General features: G+C 50.7%; 19 protein-coding genes. 2 read left to right on the top strand and 17 right to left on the bottom strand.

The window, feature by feature from the left end:
• The 11 genes from OXH16_07115 to OXH16_07065 form a co-directional block, all read right to left on the bottom strand.
• The coding region (locus OXH16_07115; protein ID MCY3681149.1) for a carboxypeptidase-like regulatory domain-containing protein at window positions 1-1,441 on the bottom strand (1,441 nt) is incomplete at its 3' end.
• 146 nt (window positions 1,442-1,587) lie between these two features.
• The gene (locus tag OXH16_07110) at window positions 1,588-2,679 is read right to left on the bottom strand and encodes an XdhC family protein (GenBank protein MCY3681148.1); all 1,092 of its coding nucleotides are present in this window, start codon (window positions 2,677-2,679) and stop codon (window positions 1,588-1,590) included.
• 9 nt (window positions 2,680-2,688) lie between these two features.
• Window positions 2,689-3,825 (bottom strand): VWA domain-containing protein, encoded by a 1,137-nt coding sequence (locus tag OXH16_07105; GenBank protein ID MCY3681147.1) that lies wholly within the window; start codon window positions 3,823-3,825, stop codon window positions 2,689-2,691.
• An 8-nt stretch (window positions 3,826-3,833) separates the two neighbouring features.
• Complete coding sequence (locus OXH16_07100) at window positions 3,834-4,745, bottom strand: MoxR family ATPase (GenBank protein ID MCY3681146.1); 912 nt, start codon at window positions 4,743-4,745, stop codon at window positions 3,834-3,836.
• On the bottom strand, window positions 4,739-5,278 hold the full coding sequence (locus OXH16_07095) for an NUDIX domain-containing protein (protein ID MCY3681145.1): 540 nt from the start codon (window positions 5,276-5,278) through the stop codon (window positions 4,739-4,741). The genes OXH16_07100 and OXH16_07095 overlap by 7 nt, the downstream gene beginning before the upstream one ends.
• A gap of 242 nt (window positions 5,279-5,520) precedes the next feature.
• Window positions 5,521-6,198, bottom strand: a complete 678-nt coding sequence (gene phoU, locus OXH16_07090) for a phosphate signaling complex protein PhoU (GenBank protein ID MCY3681144.1) — start codon at window positions 6,196-6,198, stop codon at window positions 5,521-5,523.
• A 16-nt stretch (window positions 6,199-6,214) separates the two neighbouring features.
• Window positions 6,215-7,024 carry a phosphate ABC transporter ATP-binding protein PstB gene (pstB, locus tag OXH16_07085; GenBank protein MCY3681143.1) on the bottom strand — a complete coding sequence of 270 codons (810 nt, stop codon included), beginning with the start codon at window positions 7,022-7,024 and terminating at the stop codon, window positions 6,215-6,217.
• Between the two features lie 23 nt (window positions 7,025-7,047).
• Window positions 7,048-8,649 (bottom strand): phosphate ABC transporter permease PstA, encoded by a 1,602-nt coding sequence (gene pstA, locus OXH16_07080; GenBank protein ID MCY3681142.1) that lies wholly within the window; start codon window positions 8,647-8,649, stop codon window positions 7,048-7,050.
• Window positions 8,650-8,665: 16 nt separating this feature from the next.
• Window positions 8,666-10,840, bottom strand: a complete 2,175-nt coding sequence (locus tag OXH16_07075) for an ABC transporter permease subunit (protein ID MCY3681141.1) — start codon at window positions 10,838-10,840, stop codon at window positions 8,666-8,668.
• Between the two features lie 157 nt (window positions 10,841-10,997).
• A complete protein-coding gene (locus tag OXH16_07070) occupies window positions 10,998-11,975 on the bottom strand; it encodes a PstS family phosphate ABC transporter substrate-binding protein (protein ID MCY3681140.1) in 978 nt (325 codons plus the stop codon).
• 96 nt (window positions 11,976-12,071) lie between these two features.
• Window positions 12,072-13,025 carry a hypothetical protein gene (locus OXH16_07065; GenBank protein ID MCY3681139.1) on the bottom strand — a complete coding sequence of 318 codons (954 nt, stop codon included), beginning with the start codon at window positions 13,023-13,025 and terminating at the stop codon, window positions 12,072-12,074.
• Window positions 13,026-13,332: 307 nt separating this feature from the next.
• Between OXH16_07065 and ppk1 the strand changes: the two genes are divergently transcribed.
• Window positions 13,333-15,453 carry a polyphosphate kinase 1 gene (gene ppk1 / locus OXH16_07060; GenBank protein MCY3681138.1) on the top strand — a complete coding sequence of 707 codons (2,121 nt, stop codon included), beginning with the start codon at window positions 13,333-13,335 and terminating at the stop codon, window positions 15,451-15,453.
• Here the strand turns inward: ppk1 and OXH16_07055 are convergent.
• The 4 genes from OXH16_07055 to OXH16_07040 form a co-directional block, all read right to left on the bottom strand.
• Complete coding sequence (locus tag OXH16_07055) at window positions 15,427-16,125, bottom strand: ion channel (protein ID MCY3681137.1); 699 nt, start codon at window positions 16,123-16,125, stop codon at window positions 15,427-15,429. The two genes, ppk1 and OXH16_07055, sit on opposite strands and share 27 nt — an antisense overlap.
• A gap of 47 nt (window positions 16,126-16,172) precedes the next feature.
• Window positions 16,173-17,465, bottom strand: a complete 1,293-nt coding sequence (locus OXH16_07050; GenBank protein MCY3681136.1) for a sulfatase-like hydrolase/transferase — start codon at window positions 17,463-17,465, stop codon at window positions 16,173-16,175.
• A gap of 104 nt (window positions 17,466-17,569) precedes the next feature.
• Window positions 17,570-18,580 (bottom strand): Ldh family oxidoreductase, encoded by a 1,011-nt coding sequence (locus OXH16_07045; protein MCY3681135.1) that lies wholly within the window; start codon window positions 18,578-18,580, stop codon window positions 17,570-17,572.
• A gap of 12 nt (window positions 18,581-18,592) precedes the next feature.
• The gene (locus OXH16_07040; GenBank protein ID MCY3681134.1) at window positions 18,593-20,068 is read right to left on the bottom strand and encodes a sulfatase-like hydrolase/transferase; all 1,476 of its coding nucleotides are present in this window, start codon (window positions 20,066-20,068) and stop codon (window positions 18,593-18,595) included.
• A 139-nt stretch (window positions 20,069-20,207) separates the two neighbouring features.
• On the opposite strand from OXH16_07040, the gene OXH16_07035 reads away from it, so the two are divergent.
• The gene (locus OXH16_07035) at window positions 20,208-21,347 is read left to right on the top strand and encodes a hypothetical protein (protein ID MCY3681133.1); all 1,140 of its coding nucleotides are present in this window, start codon (window positions 20,208-20,210) and stop codon (window positions 21,345-21,347) included.
• Window positions 21,348-21,355: 8 nt separating this feature from the next.
• On the opposite strand, the gene OXH16_07030 is transcribed toward OXH16_07035, so the two are convergent.
• Together OXH16_07030 and OXH16_07025 are read right to left on the bottom strand one after the other, a co-directional pair.
• Window positions 21,356-21,661: a cupin domain-containing protein gene (locus tag OXH16_07030; GenBank protein MCY3681132.1), complete on the bottom strand. Its 306-nt coding sequence runs from the start codon at window positions 21,659-21,661 to the stop codon at window positions 21,356-21,358.
• A 17-nt stretch (window positions 21,662-21,678) separates the two neighbouring features.
• On the bottom strand, window positions 21,679-21,930 hold the full coding sequence (locus tag OXH16_07025) for a hypothetical protein (GenBank protein ID MCY3681131.1): 252 nt from the start codon (window positions 21,928-21,930) through the stop codon (window positions 21,679-21,681).
• Window positions 21,931-21,935: the final 5 nt, after the last annotated feature.

Here is a 21,935-nt window from a genome sequence, read left to right as displayed (position 1 = left end):
CAAAGTCGATAGGCGTGAGATAAAATGAGCTGGTTTGCTCAAAGTCATCATATACGCGCCCTTCATCGCCTTCAAAATACGTTATAGAGCGATCATTGATGGTTTCCGTTGTCTGCGTAATCTCGGTGGAATCCACATCGCCGCGCGCAAACAAACTTTCCGCGTCATAACGCGAGTTGCCCTGGGGACGGGCATAGTCGTGTAAATTGTCGAAATGAACTCCGTCGCCTACTTTGAAATTCTGGTCAAAAACACTTGTTTGCAAAGTAAAAAAGGTCTTTGCTCCGAGCGTGTAGGTCACGCGGGCAAATGCCGAGTTGTTATTTCTTTTAACACGCGGCGCATGCCGCAAATTATAGCGATAGGTGTGACTATAGCTCAAGCGATCCGTTTTTGAGCCTACAATCCCCGCCTTCAGACCGATTTCGTCGGACAACCGATACGCCAGCTTGGCCTGCCAGCCCCATCTTTCGAGCGTATAGTGCGGCAATATGCCCTCGCTGAGCAAATCGTACTCTTCCTGTGACAACAGGTCTTTTTCCCACTCGTGGGCTTCCACACCCCAGCGCGGGCTGCGGTCAAGGCGATCGATGTATTCTCCGGAGACAAAAAATGAAGGCCCGTTCGTTCCAGGAACGAGCGGACCACCAAATGTCGCATCGGTAGTATTATACCCATAAGAGGGCGCGCCAGCCCAACTGCGGTCATTCAGCTCATCTGTAATGTATTCCACAGACCCCGAATAATTCTGTCCACCTTCGCGCGTCACCACCTTGACAACACCCGACATCACGCGCCCATATTCCGCTTCAAACCCACCCACAATCACGGATACCTGATCTATAGCACCATTGCTCAGGGCCGTGGTCGATGAGCCGAACTGCAAATCCTTCTGCGATACGCCATCGACGATGTAATCGACTTCTGAAAACCGCCCACCGCGTACGTAAAGTGTGCCGTTCCTGTTTGTCACACCCGCCTGCAAGGATGTGGCCGCTGCATATCCGCGAACCGGCATATACTCGAGTTCTTCGCTGGTTACAAGACGCATGGAAGCCGTCTTGTCTTTCTGCACCAGCGGGCGCACCGCTACCACTTCGATAGTTTCGCCTTCCAGAGCTTGTTCTGCGAGCACAAAATCAACTTCGGTAGTCAAATCGGGCAACACCTTGATGCCTTTGAGCACCACGTCACGATACCCGATAAAACTGCATTTTACGTCAAAAGTGCCCGCTGGCACATTCAAAATCGCAAAATTACCTTCGGGATCTGATGTCGCACCGAAGACACTGTGCAAGCCCAGAACTACCACATTGGCACCGGGCAAGCCACCACCATCGTCTTTATCGACAATCTGACCCACAATTTTACCCGTCACCCCGGCCATTGCCGATGCGGATAAAAACGACATCGCAACAAATGCGATTACCCATCTCGTCATGGTTAACTCCCTTCTGAAAAAATTTCGAAAACCAGACTTAAAGACGCTCTCGCGCTCCTGTCACTTCCCCTCACGTAAAATCGTTTTCAACTATACGCTACTACATCACCTCCTTGTTCTCCCCCGACAATAAACCATTTGATCTCTCACACCGATGACAGCGACATACCCTGATGTATGGGCTTTCCCTGTGATCGGCGCACCCGTATAAGTTCGGACACAATACTCACGGCAATCTCTTCGGGTGTATCTGCACCGATATCCAATCCAATCGGCGCATGAACCGCATCCAATTTTTCTCTCGGAATGCCTTTGGCTTCAAACTCTTTCCACATCAGCGCGATCTTCCGGCGGCTACCAATCATACCAATATACGCCGCCTGGGTATCAATCGCCTGCTCGATAACCGGCTTATCGTGCTGGTGCCCGCGCGTCACAGCCACCACATAAGACAAATCGTCAATAACTATATGGTTAAAAGCCGTCTCCATCTCCAACGTCAGCGTTTCACTCGCCATGGGAAACCGCTCTTTATTGGCAAACATGGGCCGGTCATCAATAACCACAATCCGAAATCCGACCGAATGCGCGATCTGTGCAATAGCAAAAGAAACGTGACCCCCGCCAAATAAAAACAGCGTGGGCTCGGGACAAATAGACTCCAAAAAGACCACAACGGGTTCCGAGCCAATTTTTATAACCTTGAGCAAACTCTCTGGAATCGCCTCAAAAGCCGCCACCTCTTCGCGCACACAGGCTTCGGCGAGGTCATTGTCCAGACTCCCCACTGTTCTACCATCGGGATGAACCAATAACTTCGCGCCCACCTGATCCCCGCCCGAAACCAGCGTTGCCAGCACAGCCGAACCGCGCACTTTGCGAACCCGAGCAATCTCGTCGAGCATATCATCTGCGCGCCCGGGCAACAAAGGCTCGGTAAAAATTTCGACATTGCCACCGCAATTGAGGCCATTTTCGCCCGCGTGTTTTTCCGTCAAAATAAACTTCTGCAACGTCGGTGCTTCGATTTCCATCACATGACGGGCTTCGGCCCACACATCGGCTTCCAAACAACCACCGCCCACCGTACCTATAATTTTACCATCGGGACGCACGAGCATCTTGGCCTTTTTGCTCATCGGCAAAGACCCCTTGCTCGACACAATCGTCGATAAGGCGGCCTTTTCCCCCTGAGAAATCAGGGTCAAAGCCTCTTGAAAAACATCTCGACCAGCCATAACATCCCCCTACTTCCAAACAGATCGCAGTGTTCGAGCCAGTTGAATCAAACTCTCCAAATTGTGTGCGGGCAAAAAATAATCCAGATATGGAAGTGCTGTCTTCATCCCCAAACACAGGGGCTGATATCCCGGCGTGCCCAAAAGCGGATTGAGCCACATCAACTTATGCACGCGCTTTCGCAACCGCGCCATCTCTTGCCGCATCAAATCGGGATCGCCGCGGTCCCAACCATCGCTCACAATAATCATCACAGTGCGCGAGTGCAACATATCGCGTGCAAACTGGTCGTTAAACTCGCGCAAACACCCGCCAATATCTGTGCCACCCGCCCAATCGTGTACTGTATCAGCCACTTCCACGAGCGATTCTTCAATACCCTTTGTCTTGAGCAAACGCGAAATTGCGGTCATCCGCGTGGAAAACACCCCGACCTCTACATCTCGGATTTCGCGCTTGAGCGCGTAGATAAAACGAATCAAAAAACGGCTATAACAATCCATAGACCCACTCACATCACACAACAACATCAGCTTGGTCTTTTTAATCCGCCGCCGCTTCATCATCAATTCGACACCATCAGAACCATATAGCGCATTGCGCCGCCATGTGCGCCTGAAATCCAGTTCAGCCCCCCGGTTCTCGGGCACGCGCCTGCGACTTCGGCGATTGGCAATGATATTCACAATTTCGTGGATCACCTTTCGAGCCTGCTCAATCTCGCGATCGGACATAGCGGCCAAATCTTTTCCCATCAAAGCCTCATCGGGGCTATACCCAACTTCCTCGGATTCGCCCTCCCCCTCAGCCTCCTCCTGCAAATCAGCGGTATCCACCACCTCATTGACATCTGCCTGAACATCGAGATCCGGATCTCCGCCAGCATCCGTATCGGTCAGCGTCATATCGTCGGGCAAAATCGGCCGCGCCCAGAAAGCTCTGAAAACCTCGTCAAAAGTCTCCAGATCGTCATAGCGCGACACCAGAGTCGCACGCGCAGCAGCGTAAAAATCGCTCCGATTGTGCAGATTGATATATCGAAAACTGTCGCACAAATCAATGAGATTGCCCGCATTGACTTCAACGCCTGCACTGTGCAAAGCCCTTGAAAAACCGACAACTCGTCCCAGCATGGTCCTTGGCATATAATCTCCTAAACGGCAACTTGCGTGCGCTCTTTCAGCAATCGGGCCTTCTCAATCAGTTGTGGCAGACCGTCTTCCTGAATTTTTTCAATATCTTCTTTATACTTCAAAACACATCCCAATGTCGCATCAACTGTGTGAGGATCCAGTTCTTCAACCTGCATAGCCATCAGAGCCAGTGCCCAATCAATCGTTTCGGCAACGCCGGGTTTTTTGTAAAAATCGCGATTGCGCAACAATTGCATAAACCCGCAAACCTGTTGTGCCAATTCGTCCTGCACACCCGACACACGCGACCGCACAATATCCATCTCTTTGCTAAACGTGGGATAGTCAATCCACAAATACAAACACCGGCGCTTCAGCGCGTCGTGCAACTCGCGCGTTCGATTGGACGTAAGCACGACAAACGGCACCTGCATCGCTCTTATCGCACCAATCTCGGGAATCGTAATCTGGAAATCGGACAACACTTCGAGCAAAAACGCTTCAAACTCTTCATCTGACCGATCCACTTCGTCAATCAACAACACCTGTTGCTTTTCTGCGCTCCCTTCAAGAGCCGACAAAAGGGGACGCTTGAGCAAAAAATCTTCGCGAAAAATATTTTGACCTATTTCGGCCTTGTCGATTCCTCGCGCCTCTTCAAGCCTCAACTCCAGCATCTGGCGCGGATAATTCCATTCGTACAATGCCGTATTGGCATCAATGCCTTCATAGCACTGCAATCGAATCAACTCAGTATCAAAAATGCCGGCCATAACTTTGGCCACTTCCGTCTTTCCAACGCCTGGCTCCCCTTCGAGAAAAATCGGTTTGCCAAGCGACTGCGCCAAAAAAATCGTCGTTGCCAATGTGCGGTCCGTGATATACCCCTGCTCGGCAAACCGCTCTTCAACATCTTCAATAGAATTCAGCATAATAACCTTTCTTTTGCGTACATTTCGCCATACTGTGCCACCCAAATTTGCAATGCCTCTCTGGTCGTGTCAAAAGCCAGATCACGCCAGGGAATATCCCGAGGGGCAAATGTAGCCACAGCCTGCGATTCAAAATTGCCTTCCAACTTTCCGCCCACAACCCGTCCAGTATAAACAATCAGCACCACCCGCTCCCCTTCATAAGACAACACGCCGAGCAACTCGCCAATCTCAACCTCTAACCCCACCTCCTCGCGGGTTTCACGCACAGCCGCGACATCGGTTGGCTCGCCCGCATCTACATATCCGCCGGGGAACACCCATTTGCCAAACCCGGGATCAATATTGCGCTTGAGCAAGACGACGCCACCATCGAGAGTTACAATAACCCCAGCGGCTACCTTGGGGTCGAGATAAGCCACAAATCCACACGACGGACAACAGGGCCTCTCCCGATCTTCAACTGCTTTTACAACCAGCAAAGTCCCGCATCGCTCGCAAAATCGGGCTTCGGATTTTATGCAACTGGACAAAGAGATCAACCACCTTATTTTGTAATATTAATATAATATAGTAGTCTCTCCAGACAGTAAAATACACAGGTACCAATTTTGGGTCAACGAAAAAGCCCCGAATTCAAATTCGGGGCAAAAAAATGGGAACCGGGTCGCGAGCCGGTTCCCAAGAGGGAGAATACGTCGTGCTTTGGGTATAATATCATCGCCGTGTTACAATCGCGTGTCGTTTACACAACAGTGTTCGCCACAAAGGGGGATCACTCTTCTGCGCGCAATTCCTCCTTTTTATGTCTCACAATGCGCCCTTGAACGAGATAGACGGCATTTTCGGCAATATTGGATGAATGATCGCCAATGCGCTCCAGATGCCTGGACACGAGAATGAGCAAAATAGCCTGATCCACAGTCGCGGGCATACCCGTGTTTAAGTACGTCAACAACTCGCGGAAAATTTGATCGCGCAAGGCATCCATAGTATCGTCAATTCGACGCACCTTATTGGCCAATTCCACATCGCGATTGACAAATGCATCCAGAGCATCCCTGACCATACCCCGTGCCAACTCGGCCATTCGTGGAATATCAATTAATGGTTTCAATTGCGGCATCTGATTGAGCAAGCGGGCGCGCTGAGCGATATTGACTGCCTGATCATTGATGCGCTCGAGATCGTAATTGATCTTCATAATGCCCGCCACCAGGCGCAAATCGCCAGCCACGGGTTGCTGCACAGCCAACAACTTCAAACACTCTTCTTCTATCGCCACTTCCCAATCGTCGATGTGATCCCCACCTTCTTCAACCACATCAACGAGGTGATTGTCGCGCTCTACAAGCGATTGTACTGCCTGTTCAATAGACTCTTCTACCGCACTACCCATCTTCAACAACTCACCTTTGAGGTGGTCGAGATGCTGGTCGAGAGTACGCTCCATAATAATCACTCCGTTCTTACCCAAATCGCCCCGTCACATAATCTTCGGTTTGCTTGAGCTGCGGATTGGTAAACATCTCACTCGTTTCGGCCATCTCGATCAAACGTCCCAAATAAAAAAACGCCGTATAGTCCGAAATGCGCGATGCCTGCTGCATATTATGTGTTACAATCACGATCGTATATTGCTTTTTGAGCTCTTCAATTGTCTCTTCAATGCGTCCCGTCGCAATTGGATCCAGTGCCGAACAGGGTTCATCCATCAAGATCACCGAAGGCTCAACAGCAATTGCACGCGCAATGCACAACCTCTGCTGTTGTCCTCCCGAAAGGCCCAGAGCACTGTCATCGAGCCTGTCTTTTACCTCATCCCAAAGCGCGGCAGCACGCAAACTGCGTTCCACCACCTCATCGAGTACCGCCCGCCGATTTTCACCTGCAATTCTCAAACCGTAAACGAGATTTTCATAGATCGACTTGGGAAAGGGATTGGACTTTTGAAACACCATTCCGACCTGGCGCCGCAGCGAAATTACATCGTATCCGGGATCGTAAATGTCGTCATTGTCAATTTCAACCACACCCTCAATACGCACCGAATCGATCAAATCGTTCAGCCTATTCATACACCGCAACAGCGTTGACTTCCCGCACCCCGAAGGACCGATAAGAGCCGTTACCCGATACTCGGGAATCTGCATATCAATGTCAAAAAGGGCCTGCGTCTCGCCGTAATACAGGCTCAGATGCGATATGGTGACAATGGGATTCTGAATATCTGGAACAATTGCTTCGGACCGTGTATTTGCAAGTACTGCTTCAGCCATTGAGATTCCTTTCCATCACCTGTTTAAAACGTCGCACCACCAACGCGCCTGCGAAGCCGATTGCGAACCAGAATTGCCACCAGATTCAGAGCCAGTACAATCCCCATCAGCAATAAAGTCGTCGTATATACCATGGGGCGAGCCGCCTCGACATTGGGCGACTGGAAACCCACATCGTAAATGTGAAAACCCAGATGCATAAACTTGCGTTCCAGGTGAAAAAAGGGCCAAATACCATCTACGGGCAACGCAGGAGCCAATTTCACAACGCCAGTAATCATCAGCGGAGCCACCTCGCCAGCACCGCGTGCAATCACGAGAATAATCCCCGTGAGAATACCCGGCAACGCACCGGGCAAAACCACGCGCAAAATAGTTTGCAATTTGGTCGCCCCCAGTGCCAGCGACCCGGCACGTACATCACTCGGCACGGCAGAAAGCGCTTCTTCGGCTGAAACAATCATCACCGGCACTGTCAGCAATGCCAGAGTCAACGACGCCCACAAAATGCCACCAGTACCAAATGTAGGCGTGGGCAATGATTCAGAAAAAAAGAACTGATCGATACTTCCGCCAATGCCATAAACAAAGAATCCCAGCCCAAACATCCCAAAAACAATAGAAGGTACACCCGCCAGATTATTAACCGCAATGCGAATCACTCTAACTAAGATACCCTGCCCGGCGTATTCGCGCAAATAGAGCGCGGCTAAGATGCCAAATGGCACAGCCGCCAAACTCATTAAAAAAACCATCATAACAGTGCCAAAGATCGCGGGAAATACCCCGCCTTCTGTATTGGACTCGCGGGGTTCATCAAATAAAAATTCCGCGACGCGCGAAAAATAAACGCTCGTTTTTCCCAAAATGCCCAGTCGGTTGGGACGATAGGCGCGCACGATATCGGCCGTGGCAATCTGTCGCACCTCACCGCCAATTAACCGCACATCTATGCGGTAAACCTCGTTGGCCGCTCGCAACTGCGCCAATTGGTCGGCCAATTGTTCATAAGCTTCCCAATAGGACCTGCTCTCTCGATCAATCGCGCCAATTTCATCGGCATTTCCATCACCCAATTCTATCTCGCGTTTTTTCAGGCGCAGGCTTTCAATTTGCCGATTTAAGTCGCCAATCGCATCTTTTTCAATTTGCCGAATCTGTTCGTGACGTTCCCGGGTATTATCCAATTGTGCTTGCAGCACATCCCATGTATTCGACACCTGGGTTTCACCTTCGTACAGCGCTTCGATAAACCCGTAAAAATTGCCCCACTCGCGCCGCTCAAAAACCACCGCATCTACGGGATAATCCGTCGATTGAATATCCGATACATCTATCCATTGAAAATCGCTGCCATACACATCGCGATTGCCCACTTTGAGCTGAATGCGAAATTGCCCGGATCCCGTTCGGTGCGACGCGGGAATCTCCTGCTTATCCCACCGCTGCCCCATCGCCTGCCGACCATCTCTGAATACCACTGCTTCGATATCCGAGGGCCAAAAAAATCCAGTGCCATTGTACATAACCAGCGCGATCAGCCCTGTAATCATGAGCAAACAAAGCGCCAGCGCACTGCCGGTCAACCAGACAAATGGCACACCTGTTTTCCAAAAATTTTTCACATCCATCTCCAGAACATCAAATCCTGCTATACTTCTCGCGCAAATGCTGCCGCACCACTTCTGCCAGCGTATTCACCAAAAAAGTAATCGCCGCCAGCAAAACCCCTGTCAAAAACAACACGCGATAAAGCGTACCTTCATGGGGTGCTTCGGGAATCTCCACAGCGATATTGGCCGACATCGTGCGCATGCCATTAAAAATGGTCCAATCCAGAATCGGCGTATTGCCCGTAGCCATCAACACAATCATCGTTTCGCCCACAGCGCGGCCGAAACCGATCATAGTCGCGGAAAAAATGCCCGGGCTCGCCGTGGGCAACACCACGCGAATAGCCGTCTGCCAGGGCGTTGCGCCAAGCGCGAGTGACCCGGCGCGCAGATGCTGCGGCACACTCGACAGAGCATCCTCGCAGATCGTGTAAATAATGGGTACCACGGCAAATCCCATCGCAAAGCCCACCACCAGACAATTGCGCTGATCGTAGCGCGTACCCGTTGTGCCGAGCAACCAGCCTTGAAAATTGCCGCCAAACAAAAGCGACTCGGCTACCGGACCGAGCGCGAACGACAGATAGAGCGCGAACAACGCGATACCAGCCAACAAAGTTAAAATCCAGTGATCCGGTACTCTGCGTACAAAATCTTCGGACACCTGCCCCCACGCCCACGCGCATATCACCACGACAATGGGCACACAGGGCAACAACAACAGCGCACCGACGATCCTCGTCTCCAGCAGAGGAGCCAACCACAAACCAGCTAAAAAGCCCAGAATCACACTGGGAAGTGAGGCCATCAACTCCACCACGGGTTTGACTAAACTACGCACGTTGGGAGAGGCAAATTCCGATGTGTAAATCGCTGCAAGAACAGCCAGAGGCAACGCGAATAACATCGCGTAAAGCGTACCCTTAAAGGTACCAAATATCAAAGGCACAATACTCAGCTTAGGCTCAAAATCATCCGATCCACCCGTGGATTGCCACACGTATTGAGGCTCCGTATATCCCTCGTACCACACCTTGCCAAAAAGCGTTTGTAACGTCACTTCGGGATGTGGATTTTGAAGGTCGAAATCCGTCACCTGCCCCGACTTGCTCGCAGTCAAAAAACCATTTGCTTTTGGCGCAAAAGACAGAGTTTGGATGGCACCCTCACCGGGCAATTGAAAAAACGTCTGTTCCGATGTCATGTGATGTAACGCAACCACCCCCGACACATCGCCCGATAAAAACTGTTTGTCGCGAGCAGACGACGCCAGTGCAGTCACCGCCGCCGGATGAGACTGCAAAGTATGGATCCTTTTGAACACCCTTTTATTGTCGCCCTCGCTCGTTCTGACGGGCATCCAGACAGACACACGACCACCCACATCGCCCACGACAAGCGACACATCACCCAGCACAAAATCCAGCGCAGTCACCCCCTGATCGGAAGCCCGAAAATAATCCAACAGCCTGGGCCTGGAACTCGCCCGTCCAATTTCCCATCGAAACACTTCACCGCGGTCTGTGCCCACCAGAACATAGCGTCCCGATTTTGCCACAGCACCCACCCTGGCGCGCCCTTTAATCTCAGCGGTCAAATCATATGTGCGAATCGTCGTTTTGCCACCGCTCAAAAGACCGCGCTGTGTTTCGGAAACTCCCAAAACGAGTTGCCCGGAATCCGCAATGCCAAGTACTGTGCCCCGGGATTTTCCATCGTGCCGAAATACGAGATGCACAAGAGCCTCATCGGTCAGGTCCATCACCGACTCAACAAAAAAAGACGGCGTCACAATCTGCTTGCCATCCGCGTCGTAATCCACGGCAAAATTCACGCGGCAGCCCAGCATTGTACCGTCGTCCAGACCCAGGCCAACATGCGTGTTATCCAGAGCGCGATAAGCTGCCCGAATACGCCGTCCCTGTAATTCGGGGGGATACACAGACTTTGTCACCGCCTTTGTAGTCATATCCACAAAATCAATCCCCTCTTCATGTACGACAAACATCACCGCCCGATAGGGATCAACCCCCGTACACAGGACGGGCTGACGGTGCGAAAAATCAAAGGTATGCACCCTGGACACACTCGGCTTCAAAAACAGGGGATAGGACGCCATCAACACAAAAAGAAAAATACCCAACACCGATAGGATCACCCCGATGCCGCCAGCAGTGATTATCCACCGCCCAGTGCGATCCATCAGGCGCGCGCCTGGCGTAATACCGGGCAATTGTCGCTTTGACGTTGGTTCTGAGGAAAGAGACATAATAAAGGTGAGACGTAAGAGGTTAGAAGTGAAAGAACAGGGACTGGAGAAATAGGGGCTGGGTAGCTCTCTAACGTCTCACCGCAGGGAGTCAGGGGTTCAGGGTGGGTAATTGTAACTTCTCGAGTTCTTCTTTAACCACCTGATAGGGCACGGGCATATAACCATCTTTTACCACAATCTCTTGCCCTTCTTTGGAGAAAATGAACTTACAAAATTCTCTCACGAGCGGATCGAGGGGTTTATTGGGTGCCTTGTTGATGTACAAATACAAAAAACGCCCCAGAGGATAAGATCCATCTATCACATTTTCTATCGTACCCTCTCTAAAGGGTTCGCCAATTTCCAGCGCCAGAGGTACGACACGCACGCCAGAGGTCTTGTAACCAATGCCACTATAACCCATGCTGTACCTGTCTTCGGCCACACCCTGCACAACCGAAGCAGACCCCGGTTGCTCTTTTACTTCATCCTTAAAATCGCCCTTAAACAACGCGTGATCTTTGAAAAACCCATAAGTACCCGACGCCGAATTGCGACCGTAAAGGCTGAATGCGGCATTTTTCCAATCGCCCCCCAAACCCAACTGCCCCCACCTCGTAACATTTTCCTTATACTCACCGCGTCGCGTCTTCGAAAAAATCGCATCTACCTGCTGCAAAGTCAACCCATTAATCGGGTTGTCCTTATTGACAAAAATAGCCAGTGCATCCAGCGAGGCGCGCAACAATGTTGGTGGATACCCAAAATGCTTTTCAAATTTGTCAATTTCCGAAGCCTTCATCGGACGCGACATAGGCCCGAATTGCGCGGTGCCTTCGATCAGTGCGGGAGGCGCAGTACTCGACCCCTTGCCCTCAACCTGAATTGTTACATTGGGATAGTACTTGCGGAACCCCTCCAGCCACAGCGTCATCAAATTATTCATCGTATCTGACCCAATGCTATTGGCACTTCCGGAAATCCCACTCACTTTTTGATACGCGGAAACAGGCGAATCCTGCTGTGCCTGAGCCGCAGCCTGTGTCAAAACAGCCACACATGCGATCATACAAATAAATCTGGTCATTCAATCTCCCTTGGGTAGTGTGATAGCATACAAAAAATAAACCTGCATCGCGTTACACATGTGACAAAAACACGACATTTATGTGATAACCTGTACTCAAAACTTAACATATAGCGTCAGCCGGGGAATCACCTCAATATCTACATCTGGAGCCTGAAAATTTGTGGCCATCACATTGGGCATGATGTGAATATCCTTTACCGGTTCAATGTCAAGCCCTCCGAGAAAGCAATATTCCCCATCGTCGTCAGACTTATTGTCTGGATCAAAGAAATCGCTGCGAGCAAACACCTTTATCTTCTCGCTAAACTGTCCTGCGCCGAACAGTGAAAGCCCCCGTATCTGTGCGGTATGGTTGCGCCATTGCATAAAGGCTTCCAAACCACCGTGGAAATTTTTCTTTTTTAACCCGATAAACGTAGCAAAAGTCGTGCGATCTCGATTGCCTGCGCGTTTTTCCCAATCTACATAAGTCGTCACATTCAGGGTACCAGGCTCAAAATGCAACAGACCGTAAACTTTCTTGTAGTGATCTGACTCGGACTGCTGTCCGCTACCATTGGCCAGCATAATCTGGGCATTCATCTTTCCCGCTTCATCCAATCGCGCGCGATATGCAATACCTATATCAGCCGAAGAGGCAACTTTTTTTCTATCCATGAGGGTCTTCTCGACCGAGCGATAACCCCAAACAGACTCCGATACGTTCCATGTTGGCGTACCCGACAGCCCCATATAGAGCGCATGACCATTTTTGCGATAGCGCAAATACGCGTGCTTTACAAAAGGTTCTATTTTTTTCTCACTATTAAATCCCGCATCCCTGGCTTCCAGCCGAACCCGTCCAGAAAAAGCATCACTCCACTTCAGGTCATGGGTGAGATAAATGCGTCGAAACCGAAAGCCATTCTCTTCTTCTCCATTTCCTCTGACGATATAATAATCGGCAAACATAACACCCTGAAGCCTGGTATCTACAGCTTCACCTTGTCCCGCCAAAACAAACCCCAAACACAACAGTATTCCCCAAATTGCTTTACAAATGCCCATGTGCTCTCCCTCCGAATTGGTGGATAAACGACGTCCTCCGCGATAAGATATCGCTACAGTGTTACAAATCGCCTCCAAAACGGTCACGCTTTGGTCACAAGATTGTGACATTTGTGTTACAAATGCGCCATTTCATCCTTTCTTCAGGAATTCTTTCCACTAACTCTCTTCTCAAAAGAAAAGGTCGGATGGATTTATGCCCACCCGACCTTAAGGATTGCTGTTTTCATTTGACAATCTGCCCCAAATCGCATTATACTACCGGACCTTTAACGCCATTCCGCCGCATCTTCCCCCGGAGTGTGTTATGGACCTCGGAGATACCAGTCTCTATTTTAACAGAGAACTTTCATGGCTGCGTTTTAATCAGCGCGTATTACAAGAAGCCCGTACCCCTGAAAATCCCCTGCTGGAACGGGTCAAATTCCTGGGCATTGTAGCCAACAACCTCGACGAATTTTTTGAAGTACGCGTAGCGGGACTGCTCCAGCAAGTAGAAGCGGGCATTTCCGATTACGGACCCGATGGCCTCTTGCCCGAAGAACAATTTTCGGCCATATCAAAAGAAGCCCATCGCATGGTCGATGAACAATACGCCTGCTGGAATGACGAACTCCTCCCAGCATTGCGCGATGCAGATGTTCACATTCGCACCATCAGCACGCTTTCAGATCGCGAAAAATCCTTCCTCGACGACTATTGCCACGCAGAACTCTACCCGGTTTTAACCCCACTCACCATCAGCCCCGCACACCCATTGCCGCGCTTGATCAACAAAGCCCTCTGCATCGCCCTCTTGCTCAAAAACCGCGAAGGTGAAACACTGCTCGGCGTCGTACAGGTTCCTCGCCTGTTGCCGCGTCTGATTCGCTTGCCCCGAGAAGAAGACAGCCAGCGCATCGACTTTGTCTTCCTCGCCGACATTGTCCAGGCACATATTCCCGAACTTTTCCGGGGATATCAAATTCTCGACTCGGCTGCTTTTCGCATCACCCGAAACAGCGATCTCTACCTGGACGAAGAAGCAATCGACGACTTGTTACTCGCCATTGAAGACGAGTTACAAAATCGGCGCAAAGGCGACACGGTCCGCCTCGAAATCGAAGCCGATGCCAGCCGGGCACTTGTCAAGCGCTTACAATCGACATACAGTCTCAAAGACAACCAGATCTATCAAGTCAACGGGCCAGTGAATCTCAACCGTTTGATGGGACTCTATAGCGCGACCCCCAGACCCGATTTGAAATATTCACCCTATCACCCGCCCGACCAGACGTATGAGGAAGTCGATACCCTCTTCGACCAGATCAAACAAAAAGATATACTGCTCCACCACCCCTACGATGCCTTTACACCCGTTGTTCAGTTCGTCAATTCAGCAGCAACCGACCCCGATGTACTGGCCATCAAACAGACGCTCTATCGCACCAGCGAAGATTCACCCGTTATCGATGCACTGATTCGCGCAGCAGAGGCGGGCAAAGAAGTCACAGTGGTAGTTGAACTCAAAGCGCGATTTGACGAAGCATCCAATATTCGATGGGCGCGGCGCCTTCAGGATGCGGGCGTATGTGTCGTATATGGGGTTGTGGGCCTTAAAACGCATTGCAAACTCTCCCTGCTGGTCAGACGCGAATCCAACAATGGCCTGCGGCGCTATGCCCACATCGGCACGGGCAATTACAACCCCTCAACAGCCCGGCTTTATACGGACCTGGGATTGTTCACAGCACGCGAAGACATCACAAATGATGTGGCGGAAGTTTTCAACCTGCTCACCACGCAATCTGCGCATCCCCAGGTCAGCAAATTTCTCATTGCGCCCTCTACCATGCTCGATTCCATCCTTCAAAAAATCGACCGCGAAATCCACCATGCACGCAAAGGACGCACAGCCCGCATTGTCGCGAAAATGAATTCACTTCAAGACCCCAAAGTGATCCGCGCGTTATATCGCGCATCGCAAAACGGTGTGCAAATTGACCTGATTGTACGCGGTATATGCTGTCTGCGTGCGGGAGTTCCCGGTATAAGCGACAACATCAGAGTACGCAGCATCATCGGGCGTTTTCTGGAACACAGCCGCGTCTATTACTTTGAAAATGACGGGAATCCCGATGTGTACATCGGCAGTGCGGATTGGATGCCTCGAAATTTGCGCCGCCGCGTAGAAACGCTTTGCCCCATCGAAGATCCGGATTTGATTACGCGAATAAAATCAGAACTCCTCAGCACATGCTTTGCCGACAATGTCAAATCGCGCGAAATACTCCCCGATGGCACACACCGTCACATTGCACCCGCCCAAAACGAATCCGCATTCTGCATGCACGACATGCTCATGAATCTGTCTCTGGGTGAACCCGTCGATATCCCCGACTTTTTTGCCCAAACACCATCCTCAATTGAATCGACCGCTGCCACTTAAATGCAGCCCCACCAGGCGAGCAACCAGCACCGCCAAATAGGTTTGTCCCCAAACAGCTTCCAAAACAGCCAGATTTTTCGCCATCCGGCTTATAGGCATTATATCCCCATAGCCCAGAGTGGTCATTGTTATAAAAGAAAAATAAATTAGATCTGAAAACGCACCCAGGACGTGATCCGAAAACAAAATCGCATCTGGATCAAATAATAACAGAGTTTGATAAAGAAATGCCCACAACACGCCGCTTAAAAAATAAATGGCTATTCCCCCTTGAATAGAATCTATAGTAACCGTCGTCTCAGAGAAAATCCGGTGCAAAAAGATCAAAAGGCATATCCCGTAAAACAGGGTATAAGTACCCATTTTTGCCATCTCAAACACTCTGAATACTGCCCCAGAGAGATCAATATTGTGGATAAGTAAATGAAAGCCAAATCCCATAAGTCCGGGCACCAAACACAACGTCAATAACCATCTGGGAAGGCCTAAAGTCCAGAGCACTGTGGCCAGGAGCATTAAGAAGAGAAACCGTGCAAAATCCTGTCCTGCGCGGTCTAACAATGGCATTGCAAAAAAAAGAAAAACCACTGAAAGGGCGAGAATAGTGTATTTGTAGGTCGAAAAGTACTCCCAGAATTTCAAATCTGGACCTTTACTATTTGATCTCTCCACGCCGGTCCTCCATTTGCTTTTCCCACCATCCCCACCACGCTCCCCAATCACCTCTTCACGCGCCTGTACCAATTTTGCAACACATCGTACAAATGCGCCTGTTTCTCGGCATTTGCGGGATCGCCCAACAGATTATTCATCTCATAGGGATCACTTTCCAAATCGAACAGATGTGTTGCCTCAAAACCCTCTTTCTCCACCACCAGCTTAAACGCTCCTTCACGCACCATACACCAGGGCTGCATCTCTGAAAACACCGGTCGGTCTAAGGTATGCGAAGGATCGCTCACCACAGGCGCGAAACTATCGCCCTCAACCGAAGGAACGGAAGGTTGCCCCGCATAATCTACACACGTCGCAAAAAAATCCACACCAGACACCAGATCATCCACCACCGCACCTGCCGCGCCCCCCGGAGCGCGAACAATCAGGGGAATGCGACTCGACTCCTCCCACGCCTTACCCTTATTCGTCTCTCCGTGGCTACCCTGCAAATCCCCGTGATCCGACGTAAACATCACCACCGTATTATCCCGCAACCCCATGCGATCCAGCGCATCCATCATCCGCCCCACATTTGCATCCAACTGCGTCACCATCGCGTAATACGCGCGCAGATATTCATCGAGATCATTGCCATAGCGCTGATAAATCGGATCATTCTCCTGCGGTTTGGGACTCGGCGGACTGTGTGTCCTCGTATAGGGATCAACCTCCACGCAATTTGGACGTCGCGCAAGAGTCACGCCCCAATACATCTCGTCGTATTCGTACCCCGGTTGCTCGGGATAGTGCGGATTCTGATAGGACACAAACAGCGCGAAAGGCGCGTCTTCCGCCATCTTCTCCATGCGCTCAATCGCAATATCACTCGTCACATCTGTTCTGTGATGATCGTACCAATGCTCATCACCCGCCTCATCGTAAAATTTCACACTGTGCAAAAAATCGTTATAACACTGATACCCGATAAACTCCGTAAAATCCGCCCGCAACTCAGGTGGTATCCACACATTACCCGTTGCGCCCAAATGCCACTTGCCCACCCAACCGGTTCGATACCCCGCATCATTAAGCGCACCCGCCAGTGTGCGCGTCCCCTCGGGAATATACCGCCCATTGCGCAACGTATCTGTCTGCGATCCATACTGCCCCGAAATCAGCGTCGCGCGAAACGGCGTACAAACCGGCGCATTGGAATAACAATTGCGAAACAAAACCCCTTCTCGCGCCAACTTATCCAGATTCGGCGTATGAATATCCTCCGTACCCATACACCCCATCGCAAAAGCGTGCATCTGATCGGCAAAAAGAAAAAGAATATTCGGTCTATCGCTCATCCGTTGCTCCTTTGTACGAATCTACGAATCTACGAATCGAAGCTCGTAATGACTTTGGGTGGTGGAGCGGGGTTCGTCTATTCGTCTATTCGTGCTTTTATTTTTTAAAACCGCGACCCTTCAAATCCGCCAAACGGTGACGAAACCCCGACACCATCGCCCACTTTCTCCAGCAGATCGCGGTGATCATCAGTCATGGGAATACCGATCTCTCGGTGTTCTTTTTCCCATTGCCATTCCATGCCGCCGGCCAACTCGGCGCGATCGTGCCCCGGCAGAGGTTTTGTGGCGCGCGCCTCGCCGACATAGCGATCCATCTCCCGCTTAAACATCTCCACATCGGCAAATCGCCTCACATCAAACACCGCAATAAACGCACCTTGATGTGGTGTTGCACCTTTGCCTTCACCTGTAAACTCATACCCCTCATTCCAGATACCAGCCAAAATCCCCCCCATCGCCTGTAGCACAGCCGCCAATCCCAACCCCTTAAAAACTGCCGCGGGAAACTCCTCGAATGATTCTTCACTATATGGAATAAAGTTCGCCGCCATATCCATAACCAGAGGAGGCTGTTCACCAGTGGGCACGGCAATACTAATCGGCGACCCGCCCGACGCACTCATAACCGTCGCATCTGGACGCGGGCGATAGCGATGCGAAGACAGCGCCATCCCAATACAATCGCTGGCAAGCGCCATACGGGAATAATTGCCCGCTGCCCCAAAGTGGAAGTGATTGCGCGTCGTCACAGTACTCACACCCACTTTTAACGCCTTTTCAATCGCCATCTCCGTTCCCCGATGCGATGGGAAATACCCCAACCCACCATCCCCATCCAGTATAGCCGTCGCCTCTGATTCGGACACCACCGTCACATTGGGCCGCGGATTGGTATGCCCATTCTTCATTTGCAATATATAGTCGCGCACCTGCCGCGTACCGTGACTGAACACACAGCGCAAATCATTTGCCGTCAACGTAACCGCCATATGCTGCGCGTGTTCTTCGGACGTACCCACAGCGAGAAAGAGCGCACGCACATAAGCTTCTATCACCTCACCTGGCACGCGAATCCCGTGATCTGGATGTGAATTAAACAATCGCGATGGCATAATTCCTCCTTCTCATGCATGCCATTGAATCTGAGGCATATCGGATTTTGGTGGCGGAGGCCAGTGCTGTCCGCGCTGGCTGGTCAGCCCCCGGTTGGGACCGGAGTGATATGGCTGGTCTGGCAGACCCACCAACTGTCCATTCTCAACCCATTCTTCATCCTCGCCGTAAAGCGCGCCAATCAAGAGCGCTGTCAACCGCGTCAGGGCCTCGGCGTGTCGCGGATCGGACGACAAATCCACGAGTTCACAGGGATCGTTTTCCAGATCAAAAAGCTGCCGACAATTTCCCACAGAATAGTAAATCAACTTGTAGCGGCCATCGCAAATCATCCGCGTCGCATGGGCATCTTCGCCAACCTCGCCGTAAAACCAATCCCGCTCTTGCTCGCCAACCATCGACATTCCCTCCACAGTATCGGGAATATCTATCCCCGCCAGATCCAACAACGTGGGCATCACATCTTGCCACCCCACCAGGCGATCATCCACGCGATTGAACCCGACCCGCTCATCGCCAGCAGTACCGAGCAAAATCATTGGAATATTGGCTGAACCCTCGTAGAAAAGCCGCTTCGCCAACATATTGTGATTGCCCAACATATCGCCGTGATCCGACGTAAAACAAATAACCGTATTATCGAGCAAGCCCTCCTCCCTCAGCGTGCCGATCAACACGCGCAGGCTGTGGTCAATATGGGTACACAGGGCATAAAACGCACGCCGCGCCATCTCGATTTGAACCGCACTGTGCTTATCTCCTCGCGCAGTCATCGATTGGAGACTATAGGGAAGACCTCCAGACCGAACCCAATCGCCCATAAACGGCGTATCCATCTCCATATCCCGATAAAAATCCAGGTACTTCTGCAACGGCACAATCGGTGGATGTGGATGCCGATAGGAAATAAACCAGAACGATGGACGCGTGGGATCTCGCCTTTTAATAAATCTCGCCATATTTTGAGTCGCCCAATTCGTCGCATGGGTTTCGTCAGACAAATGCCAGGGTGCCACACTATACTCGTTATTGCTCATACCGTGATTAAAGTGCTCGCCCGCATAGCCCTGATCGCCTAAAAACAGCTCGTAATCGTCGAGAACCCCGTACTGCGTGCGTCCCTCTTCATCTAAAATCACATCGTCAAACCCAATGCGATCCCGCTGCGGAAACACATGCAACTTGCCCACGGCATACGCCTGATATCCCGCATCGCGAAAGGTCTGTGCCAGAGTTGGCATATCGGGCATTTCGAGTGTCTCTTTAAACACGCGATCCCCGTGGGTTCGCGGCGTGGTACCCGTCATCAACGTGCGCCGCGCCGGAATACACACCGGACATTCGGCATAACAATTGGAAAAACGCACGCCACTTCGCGCCAATTCATCCAGCGTCGGCGTCTGAATAACAGGATGACCAGCACAACCCAAAAGATGTGCTGGCCAGTGATCTGTCGAAATCAACAATACATTTGGTTGTACAGACATAAATTCCTCGCATTTTGAGTATCGGTTGTCAGCCTCTTTAGCGAGCCGTAATACAGAGACTTGACACCATACAAAAGGTTCGCTAAGTTCGAGTATGAGCAGTTATTTTTGAAAAAACTGCGTTTTGTGGGAGACTGCCATGGCGACAATTGTTGATGGCAAAAAAAGGATTCCATTTTTGCGGGGTATGCTGGCGCACTATTTAATCGAGCATGGATTCGCATTTCAAGAAGCATACAAATTCGCAGATGGCATCCGCAGGTCACTTCAAAAAGCGAAAGACATAAACGCCGAAGATATGGCCGACCTGGTGCGAAAACAGGTGCAGCGCGAATTTGGTGACCGGATAATTGGCGATGCCATTTTTTGGGAACCCACATCGCGGCAAATTTTTATCGAAGAAGGCGAAGACAGGGCACTATTTTCTCTGGAGCGGCTCGCCGATTCGCTCGAAGCCATTGGGCTGGATCACGACCTAACACACCAGATTGCCTCAGAGGTCGAGCAACAACTTTCGCGGTCACAAGGCACGGTAATTAAGCGATCACAGATTTTTAAAACCACGCTAAAAATTTTAAAAAACGGCTATGGGTCTCAGTATGCCGAGCGCTATGAGGCCTGGTATCAATTTCGCAAGGATAGACAGCACAAGCCACTCATCATTCTCATCAGCGGCGCAACTGGAGTGGGCAAAACATCCGTTGGAGTGGCATTGGCCAACCAGCTAAAAATTTCGCGCGTCGCATCCACCGATGCCATTCGGCAGATTATGCGATTGATGATCTCACCCGACCTAATGCCCGCATTGCACACCTCCTCATTCTCTGCCTGGCAACATACAGGCGCAGAGTTGGCCGGTGAGCATCCACCAGTAGTGCAGGCATTTCGCGAACAGGCTGTTCGCGTTGGCGTTGGCGTGCGAGCAATGATTGAGCGCGCCATTGAAGAGCATGTCAACCTGATAATTGACGGGGTACATCTCCTGCCCGATTTGATCGATTTGAGCACCTATAAAGATCAGGCAACATTTATCTGGATGACCTTGTACTTAGATGACAAAAAGCAATATGTCGAGCGTTTTGAATTTCGCAGTGAAAAAGCAACGCAAAGAACATCGCACCACTATGTAGAAAACCTCGATGCCATCTTACAGATTCAGCAACATATCTTAGAGGTGGGCGAAGCCCATCGCATCATAACCGTTGAGAATGCAAATTTTGACGAAACCGTGCAATCGCTCTCAGCACACATTATGGATGTGTTGCGAAAACGCTACTGATTCCCTACTCATCTTCTAATAATCACAGCGTATTGAAGCGGGTCATCGCCGATATTTTTTATCCCGTGCAAAATACTGCATTCGAGATGCATGGCTTCACCCGTATTGACCGAATGTGTTTGGTCGCCATACAGAACTTCACCATTGCCTTTAATAACGTAGAAAATTTCCCACCCATCGTGCCGATGTGGCGGGTGAGCGCGCTGACCTGGATCAACTTCTGAAACATGTAAGTGCAGACGGTCGGCATCTGTGCCTTCGGTAAATAGAAAACGAGAAATGCCCTTGATATCCGTGCGGGTTGTGACAGACATAGCTGAACTCCTGAAAATTAATGGGGATGGTCGTCGCAGTCGGGGCGGTTGGGATCGTCAATAAAAGTGCCCGTATTGAGATATTCGAGTGCTTTGGTATAACTTCGGCGCTCGAGAAAATGTCTGAGTTGTGCTGGCGTATTGCGATCAAGGCTGCGCTGAATATCGTCGAGTTTGAGCAAATGCTCGGCGATATTTTCTTTTTTCTCAATAGCCTCAAACATCGCAATAAGTGTGGATCGAATATCTGTAGCTTGATCTGAGGTCATACGCC

The sequence above is a fragment of the Gemmatimonadota bacterium genome (assembly GCA_026705765.1).
GTDB lineage: Bacteria > Latescibacterota > UBA2968 > UBA2968 > UBA2968 > VXRD01.
The sequence above is the reverse complement of the archived record's forward strand: the minus strand, read 5'-3'. Positions and strand labels throughout refer to the sequence as shown.

What these genes read in the sequence shown, in the direction of transcription:
- phoU (MCY3681144.1), bottom strand. Translation starts at nt 6,198, where the DNA reads ATGGAGCGTACTCTCGACCAGCATCTCGACCACCTCAAAGGTGAGTTG.
- OXH16_07110 (MCY3681148.1), bottom strand. Translation starts at nt 2,679, where the DNA reads ATGGCTGGTCGAGATGTTTTTCAAGAGGCTTTGACCCTGATTTCTCAG.
- OXH16_07030 (MCY3681132.1), bottom strand. Translation starts at nt 21,661, where the DNA reads ATGTCTGTCACAACCCGCACGGATATCAAGGGCATTTCTCGTTTTCTA.
- ppk1 (MCY3681138.1), top strand. Translation starts at nt 13,333, where the DNA reads ATGGACCTCGGAGATACCAGTCTCTATTTTAACAGAGAACTTTCATGG.
- OXH16_07070 (MCY3681140.1), bottom strand. Translation starts at nt 11,975, where the DNA reads ATGACCAGATTTATTTGTATGATCGCATGTGTGGCTGTTTTGACACAG.
- OXH16_07105 (MCY3681147.1), bottom strand. Translation starts at nt 3,825, where the DNA reads ATGCCAAGGACCATGCTGGGACGAGTTGTCGGTTTTTCAAGGGCTTTG.
- OXH16_07050 (MCY3681136.1), bottom strand. Translation starts at nt 17,465, where the DNA reads ATGAGCGATAGACCGAATATTCTTTTTCTTTTTGCCGATCAGATGCAC.
- OXH16_07075 (MCY3681141.1), bottom strand. Translation starts at nt 10,840, where the DNA reads ATGGATCGCACTGGGCGGTGGATAATCACTGCTGGCGGCATCGGGGTG.
- OXH16_07040 (MCY3681134.1), bottom strand. Translation starts at nt 20,068, where the DNA reads ATGTCTGTACAACCAAATGTATTGTTGATTTCGACAGATCACTGGCCA.
- OXH16_07035 (MCY3681133.1), top strand. Translation starts at nt 20,208, where the DNA reads ATGGCGACAATTGTTGATGGCAAAAAAAGGATTCCATTTTTGCGGGGT.
- OXH16_07025 (MCY3681131.1), bottom strand. Translation starts at nt 21,930, where the DNA reads ATGACCTCAGATCAAGCTACAGATATTCGATCCACACTTATTGCGATG.
- OXH16_07100 (MCY3681146.1), bottom strand. Translation starts at nt 4,745, where the DNA reads ATGCTGAATTCTATTGAAGATGTTGAAGAGCGGTTTGCCGAGCAGGGG.
- OXH16_07065 (MCY3681139.1), bottom strand. Translation starts at nt 13,025, where the DNA reads ATGGGCATTTGTAAAGCAATTTGGGGAATACTGTTGTGTTTGGGGTTT.
- OXH16_07045 (MCY3681135.1), bottom strand. Translation starts at nt 18,580, where the DNA reads ATGCCATCGCGATTGTTTAATTCACATCCAGATCACGGGATTCGCGTG.
- pstB (MCY3681143.1), bottom strand. Translation starts at nt 7,024, where the DNA reads ATGGCTGAAGCAGTACTTGCAAATACACGGTCCGAAGCAATTGTTCCA.